Below are 7,345 nucleotides of genomic sequence, written 5' to 3'. Positions count from 1 at the left end.
GGACTCAATTGGCACAGACATATTGTATTACCCTAGTCAAATAATGATGACTTGATTGTAACCTCCCTCAGATTCAATATCGACTAGGATAGTTCATATGTTTTACTGTCACTTTTAATTACACCCGCTCCCGAGTGAGGGCTAAGCTTTGCTCTTGGTAATCCAGCGCTTGGGGATAGTCGCCTAACAAATCATAGATACTGCCGATGTTGCCCAGGGTTTTGGCTTCTGTAGCACGATCGCCCAGCTCCCGTGCAAGGGCTAAGCTTTGTTCGTGGTAATTCAGCGCTTGGGGATAGTCGCCTAACAACTCATAGATATTGCCGATGTTGCCCAGGGTGGCGGCTTCTGTAGCGCGATCGCCCAGCTCACGTTTGAGGGCTAAACTTTGTTCTTGGTAATCCAGTGCTTGGGGATAGTCGCCTAATAAGCGGTAGATACTGCCGATGTTGCCCAGGGTTATGGCTTCGCCCCCGCGATCGCCCAGCTCCCGTGAGAGGGCTAAGCTTTGTTCTTGGTAATTCAGCGCTTGGGGATAGTCGCCTAATAGGCCGTAGATAAGGCCGATGTTGCCCAGGGTGTCGGCTTCTGTAGCGCGATCGCCCAGCTCACGTTTGAGGGCTAAGCTTTGTTCTTGGTAATCTAGCGCTTGGGGATAGTCGCCTAACAACTCATAGATAATGCCGATGTTGCCCAGGGTTATGGCTTCTCCCGTGCGATCGCCCAGCTCTCGTTTGAGAGCTAAGCTTTGTTCTTGGTAATCCAGCGCTTGGGGGTAGTCGCCTAACAAATCATAGATATTGCCGATGTTGCCCAGGGTGTTGGCTTCGCCCCCACGATCGCCCGCTTGACGATAGAGTTCTAAGGCCTGTTGCCAGTTATCTAAAGCCTGTCGCCACTGACTTACCCGATAAAGTTCAAGGCCTTCATCTAGCAACTGACCTGCTTGGCTGCTTAGATCTGTTTGTGCCCATGCAGCCCCAGGTCTTACCGTCTCTAGTGTCAGCCCTGACACAGCTCCTAAGGTCAATGACAGGATGAGTGGACTCAGGGAAAAGCAACGAAAAAGCGACATACAACACCAGAGCCTGATTGTTTTAGCCTACACAGTTTTTTTGATGCAATCCGTAAACCTAAGGAGCAATTTTTACGTTATCCAATGGAACTGCCGCAGGATTAGAGCTTCCCATGGTCGCTTCAATTCTGCCTAGCAAGTCCTCGTCACCTAACGCCATCGCTCCCTGCTGGGCCAGTGCCAAAACCTCTCGCGCCTGATCAACCCGGCCAGTGCGGTCATACACAACACCCAATCCCCAACGTGCCTCTACCATTTCCTCTAACTGATCGGCGTCGGCTGCCAGGGTTATGGCCTGGGTGTAGCTATCCTCTGCCACTAGGGCTAAGCCACTACGGAGCGCATAGTCCCCTAGGAGTCGGTAGGCCAGTGCCGACGCTTCTCCCGTATCAGTCAGCCTAAGCAGGTCGTTCATGCCCTGGGCAAAGAGCTTATAAGTGGGATAGACCTCCTGGGCCAAGATCAGTGTTTTGATCCCTGGGGGCACATCCATCGCCTCCACGGTGGCAATATCAGCAGCGGCATCCTGGGCTTCTTGACCACCCATAACGCTAAACACCACAGGCGGACTCCACTCCTCAGACGATGCCACTGCGCCCAAACCCGCCGTTACCTGAAGGGCATATTCCTCACCCACTACCAAGGGCGGCTTATTCACTGGATAGGCCAGCACCGGCTGATCCGTCAGCACGCTCCATGCTGGTTCCCAACCATCAAAGGTATGGCGCTGCAGGGTAACCCGATACTGCCTTGCCCCTGGTACCGGATGCCAGCGTAAAACCGGGGTGGGGGTTAACACCTGGCCAGCCCAGGGGGTAATCACATAGGGAATAGAGGGATCTTGAGCCGCCCAGGTATCGCTAATGCCAAAGGAGGGACGGACACGACGGGGGGTGCCGACACAGGCTTCATTGACACTGGAGACCCCGGCCCGGACATTACTCGTCTGACGACGATCTGGACATAGCAGCGTGACGGTCGTACCCGGTGGCACCCTTAGGAGATCATCACCATAGAGCATCGTAGGCGGAGCTGTGGTGTAAAAATTTGACCAGCCAGAACGCTTGAGAAAAATCTGTTCTCCTTCAACGGAGTAGAGGCGGGCCAAGCGAGCCGAAGCCGCTGGGGATAGCGACAGCCAACCCGTTAGGGCAAAGGCACTGATGAGCAAAGTCTTGGATGATCGAAACCCGATGGGAGATCCCCAAACCTTACTTTTTGGCGACTTTGAGTTTTGGTTCTTAAACAGGTTGGTCATGGTTTTAGATCTCCCTGGGGCTGATGATCGAATTGCTTTTCAGTGGACAATGCTTTGGTTGCCATCCCCGTCCACAGGTCATCTTCTGGACGATTAGCATGCCTTAAACAATCTTCCCATTGGGTTTGTGCCTCAGTTGTCTTTTTCTGAGCCTCAAATATTTGAGCTAACAAACAATGAGCATCAGGTCGAGGATTAGGAATCGTTTCTTCTAGTACGATGGCCTTTTTTAATTCTCCTTCAGCTGAAACAAATCGTTCTTGTTTCAACCAGGCCCAGCCGAGATTTTTACGGAGACCATATTCTAACTCAACATCTTTTGATTCTGGTCGGTTTTCATAGTCATCAAGGGCTGTTTTTAGTAGCACTGATGCAGCGTCATAGTCTTTGTCTACTAAAATCTGCAACCGAGCCATATTGTTTACCGATTCCAGGTAACCAGCCTGAATCGCCTTAGCATATTCCGCCTTGGCTTGATCAAACTCTCGCAGGTCTTCATAGGTAACGGCTAAATCATGGTTAGCTGCTGGAAAATCTGGCTGTAACCGCAGGGCGCGTTGAAAGCTGGCATGGGCATTGGCAAGCTGTTTATGTTCGTAATATTGCCGATCGCCTAGGGCATGGTAGCGCTGAGCGGCCCAGGATAAGCCCACTGCATGGCCCCAAAAAAACACCAGCACTATACCCAGGGCTAAAGCACATCGGGCTAACGGTCTGTAGGGGGTTTTGACCCGAGCAAGCAAATAGGTATCGATGATTGTTTGCCCTACGTTAGTGAGTACGCCGCCGGTGGCAAACAGGGCCAGGGCCGTAGGAACAATAGCGCCAATCGAACTCCAGAGACCGGGGGCTCCGTCAAAAAAGCGGGTGGCGATATCTTTGGCAAAAGCGAGGGAGATGGTGAGTAGGGCAATGGTGAGACCACCCCAGAGCCAACCGAGCATGGGTTTTGCTTCGGGTGCTTGAGGATGCCACCACCAGTGATGGGCGGGCGGGTTGACGCTACTCCGCCAGGTGGGTAGGTCTGGTATGGCTAACAGACGTTCAGTCCACTGACCGACGAGGGCATCGTCCTGGGAAAGGGTGATCCAGGCGTTGGGGTCCACGTCTTTGGCTTCGGGATTTTGGGCAAGTTTGTCGATCAGGGTTTGGATGAGATCGCGACTCCTTAAAACCTTCAAAATCGCCTCATCGGACCACTGCGTCTCCATTTTCAGGACAAACACCTGCTGATGGTAATCGACCAAGGCCGTCTGTAGTAAATCCGCCGTTAGCATAACCTTCCTACCCAATCCTCCCCAGGAATGTACCTTGAATCACTAACCCTGACATGGTTTACGGCAAAATCTCAACAAACATGGACAGGATAGCCACCTGCTCTGCCTCTAGTAGACGAGTGTTCTGGGTGGCATCGTTACCGCCACGCTGGGTGGACATCACCCCAAAAATGTCATCCATGGCATCGACGTTGGCCAGTGCTTGCCCTGTCCGTAATGAGCGATCTAACTGGGGAAGATTTTGCCGTAGCTTTTTTAGGGCACCTACCAGGGATTTGGGACTGACCAATACCAGCAGTTCAGCCATGCCAAAGGGGGGTGCCCCCTGGAGTTGGGTAGACCATGAGCTGTGCTGGGCAATAATGTCTACTTCGTTGCGATCGCTAGCGGCAGGGGGAAAGAGAACATTCACCTCCCCGGCGGCATCAATGACGATCACACCTACATGCAGGTCCTGGCTTTCGTTATTGTTAACCGTGACTTTGATGCGGTGGCCATCGACAATTTGTAATACGCCCCCAACGGTGCGAGGAATAATAATCGCCTCTGGATCGCCGCCACGGGTGGTGGTACCACTGCGGAAATCGAGATAATCCACCACCAGGCTAACGTCCAGGCGGGAAGATTGCTGATTGACCATCAGGGCCAGCATCCGACCAATGTAAAGACTGACCAATCGGTTACTAAGTCGGTCGATGGCCCGGTCCATGGGTTCCCCTGCCTCACCAAAAGATCCGGCCAATAAGGGCACCTGGGCCGGTGAAAATATGCCCACACTGCCCAACGTTTGCTGCTGTTGAGCGGTCTCAGGCGTCAGCGCCAGTCGCTGATGAATGGCTGGGGTGTAACGTCCCAGGAGAACATGGGCCACCTGTCCCGCTGTCACTGGCACCACTTCAATGTTGGCCAGACGGGCCAGTTTGTTGGTGGCAGTAAGCTGCTCTGAAGCTAGCAGAGTGTCATCTAGACCCACCTTTAAAGTAACCTGGGCCGGAATCCCCCGCACCTTTTCTTGTAGTAGCTGGGTGGTGACATTAGCGGCCCTGATACCTTGGGTCGAATTACTCAATCTGCCCTCACTCACCAGGCCATTGCGGCTGCCGTCCACCTGCTGTACTTCCGCCAGTTCAGTGCCTGTAGTTTTGTCGATCAGGGCAAAGGTGGCCCCCTGGTCAAAGGCATCCAAGGCCCATGGGTCTAATCCCCCCAGCCATAGCTTTACCCGATCGTGATTGGATTTATCTGAGACGGGGCCTAGCACCAGGGCTTCTGCGGGCAGGGCCACCGGCTCCATATGGTAAATGGGGGTGTGGGTAACCGCCGGATCTGCCTCTGGGGTAGGGTCGTAAATCGGGGTTTGGGAATGTTCTGCCAGGTAGTTAGAACTGTTGGATACTAGGGAGATGGTTTTGGACAGTGGCTCGGTGGACTGCCACAAATGCTGGGTGAGGAGATAGGTAAAGGCTCCGGCGGTAAAACCATCAAATTCATAGTCGGCAGCTAGCTGGTTATAGCGGGCGGATCCGACAAAAAAGCCTTGCCCCTTGGGGGATTGGATGGCGTCAACAAATTTTTGGCTATCCCACTGGAGAATGTCGAGCAGCTGTTGTTGATAGTCCCATTCGCTGTCTGGGATTTGTCGCAGGTTGTCATGATCGCCGAGGGCGGTGTTGAGGGAGCGCATCATGGCGTTGCCTCGCCTGCCGCCGCCCGCATAGCAGCAGTCTAGGAGGAAGGTAACGTTTTTGGTTTTCTGGGCTAGGGCGGCCCGCATCAGTAGCAGGGTGTGGCCCATGATGTCTTGGGTGGTGGTGGTGGAGTGGGTTGCGATCGCAGTATTAAAACATTCCCCATCTACAATGCAGCGACGATTCAACTGACGGAGAAAATTTTCCATGCGATCGCTCTCCCGTACCCGGTCACCATGGCCGGAGAAATGTAGTATAATCACATCGTTCGCCCTGGCAGGTTCATAGAGATATTGCTGAAATGCTGCCAAAATATTCTGACGAGATGCATCCTGATTTTGCAGAATATGGATATCGCTAGGCTCAAAGCCAAAGCGATGGATCAGCAACTGTCGCTGGAGTTCTATATCCGTCAGGGGTCCCCTTAAAGAAAGATTATTGGGATAGTCATTGATGCCCACCAGTAGGGCCACTTTACGAGGGGTGTCCTGGGCCAAGACTTGTCCATAGCGATTGGCTGAACGGGTTAGGCCCAACTGACTGAGGCCAATAGCGCCCAAGGCTCCAGCAGTACCTTGTAGAAAGTGGCGACGGGTTAAGGGCATCTCGGATGGTTTCCTTTGTAAAATGAATGATCACCTATCGGGGTGTACCAAATAAACTGAAAGCGGCCCATTTAATGGGGTCAGGATGGTTTTGTTTGATGTCAAGCATGGCCTGTCGCAAGGCTTCAGACGGTATGAGGTAGTCTATGGAGTTTTCCGCATCGACTAAATATTGCACAAACCGTTGCATGAGTTCGCTGGTGGCCTGGTCATCTACATTCCACAAACTCATAACTACCCTGGGCACACCCGCGATTTGAAAAGCTCGCGCGAGACCAATCATCCCTGCATCATGGGCCTGGCCTAAACCAGTTTGGCAAGCGCTCAATATGGCAAGATCAGCACTTAGCTTTGTGTTTTGTACTTCTCTGGCAGTCCACCAACCCTGTTCTAATTGCTCGGATGAGAACATCAAGAAGCTGTCGGCCAGGGGATTCTGTGGATTGGCAATACCATGGGTGGCAAAGTAGAGCAGAGATGCCGATGAGACATAGGATAGGATAGCTGTTTTTGTTGCTTCCCTACCCAGTAATGGAGTGCTGCCTAACATGGTTGCCACTGCCTGGGCTTCTGTTTCTGCCCCTGGCAATGGCGGCAGTAACCAGTCAGGATTGTTGGGAAGATGGGGATTGCCTACAATCAAAGGAGGTCTATTGGAATTACTTAACCATAGAGGTCTGATCAACTGTCCGATGTCAAATAGGCTAGACGCTATGGAAATTGACATTTTGTCAATCAGATAGGTGTCATCGTCAAAGGGTTGCAGGGCCGCATAGGGCACGGTGCCAATTTCGAGAATAGGGACAACAATCAGATGCGATGTGCGATCTAGCTTGTTGGCGATTGGCAGAGGTAGCAATAGGTCAGACAGGGTTTTAATCGCTTGCTCGCGAGATATTTCGTCATTGGCCAGGGTGATGACGTTTTCCAGGCTGCCGCGTGGCGGGGAAGTATGGGTTATTGGCTGAGGGGTTTGCGATCGCTGCACAGAGCTGATATCTAATGTAGCCCTAAGATTTAGAATGGTCCCTGTGATCACCTGTTTGGATAGATTTTGCCTGTGGTAAGACTGGATGCCCTGTTTGTCCAGCAGCCAGGTATGGAAACAGCCAGCATCATAGGAATAGAACAAGATAGATGTGCCATCGAGATATTCCAACCAGAGTGAATCAGAATATGGATCAGCTCTGAAGGCTAAAAAATCAACTAGGGTATCAACAGACATGTCCAACAAATCGGGGAGTTCATGATCCCGAAATGCGGCTAGATCTTTTAGTTCATGTTTATGTTTTACTGCAGCATTATTAAATAATTGTTCGTAACTACTCAGGCTTAAAAAATTAGAGAGTTTTCCCAGGTTACAGAGATTATCAGCTAGCGTAATCCAAATATAGGAATTGGTAACCTCCTTGAGCAAGCCCAAGGGTCGCATCAAACTCAGT

General features: G+C 51.9%; 5 protein-coding genes. All 5 read right to left on the bottom strand.

Annotated features, from left to right (window positions below; all coding sequences use genetic code 11):
• Positions 1–118: 118 nt before the first annotated feature.
• Complete coding sequence (locus VB741_RS14315) at positions 119–1,015, bottom strand: tetratricopeptide repeat protein (protein WP_323365863.1); 897 nt, start codon at positions 1,013–1,015, stop codon at positions 119–121.
• Positions 1,016–1,133: 118 nt separating this feature from the next.
• Entirely contained in the window at positions 1,134–2,333 is a 1,200-nt protein-coding gene (locus tag VB741_RS14310) for a tetratricopeptide repeat protein (protein ID WP_323365862.1), read from the bottom strand.
• Positions 2,330–3,610 carry a tetratricopeptide repeat protein gene (locus VB741_RS14305; RefSeq protein ID WP_323365861.1) on the bottom strand — a complete coding sequence of 427 codons (1,281 nt, stop codon included), beginning with the start codon at positions 3,608–3,610 and terminating at the stop codon, positions 2,330–2,332. Before VB741_RS14305 ends, VB741_RS14310 begins: the two co-directional genes overlap by 4 nt.
• A 58-nt stretch (positions 3,611–3,668) precedes the next feature.
• A complete protein-coding gene (locus VB741_RS14300) occupies positions 3,669–5,903 on the bottom strand; it encodes a caspase family protein (protein WP_323365860.1) in 2,235 nt (744 codons plus the stop codon).
• A 34-nt stretch (positions 5,904–5,937) separates the two neighbouring features.
• The coding region (locus tag VB741_RS14295; protein WP_323365859.1) for a CHAT domain-containing protein at positions 5,938–7,345 on the bottom strand (1,408 nt) is incomplete at its 5' end.

Origin of the sequence: Leptothoe sp. PORK10 BA2 (assembly GCF_034932105.1) — a bacterium.
Classification (GTDB): domain Bacteria; phylum Cyanobacteriota; class Cyanobacteriia; order Phormidesmidales; family Phormidesmidaceae; genus Leptothoe.
Note: the sequence above shows the minus strand (reverse complement) of the source record. Positions and strands in the feature narration are given on the sequence as shown.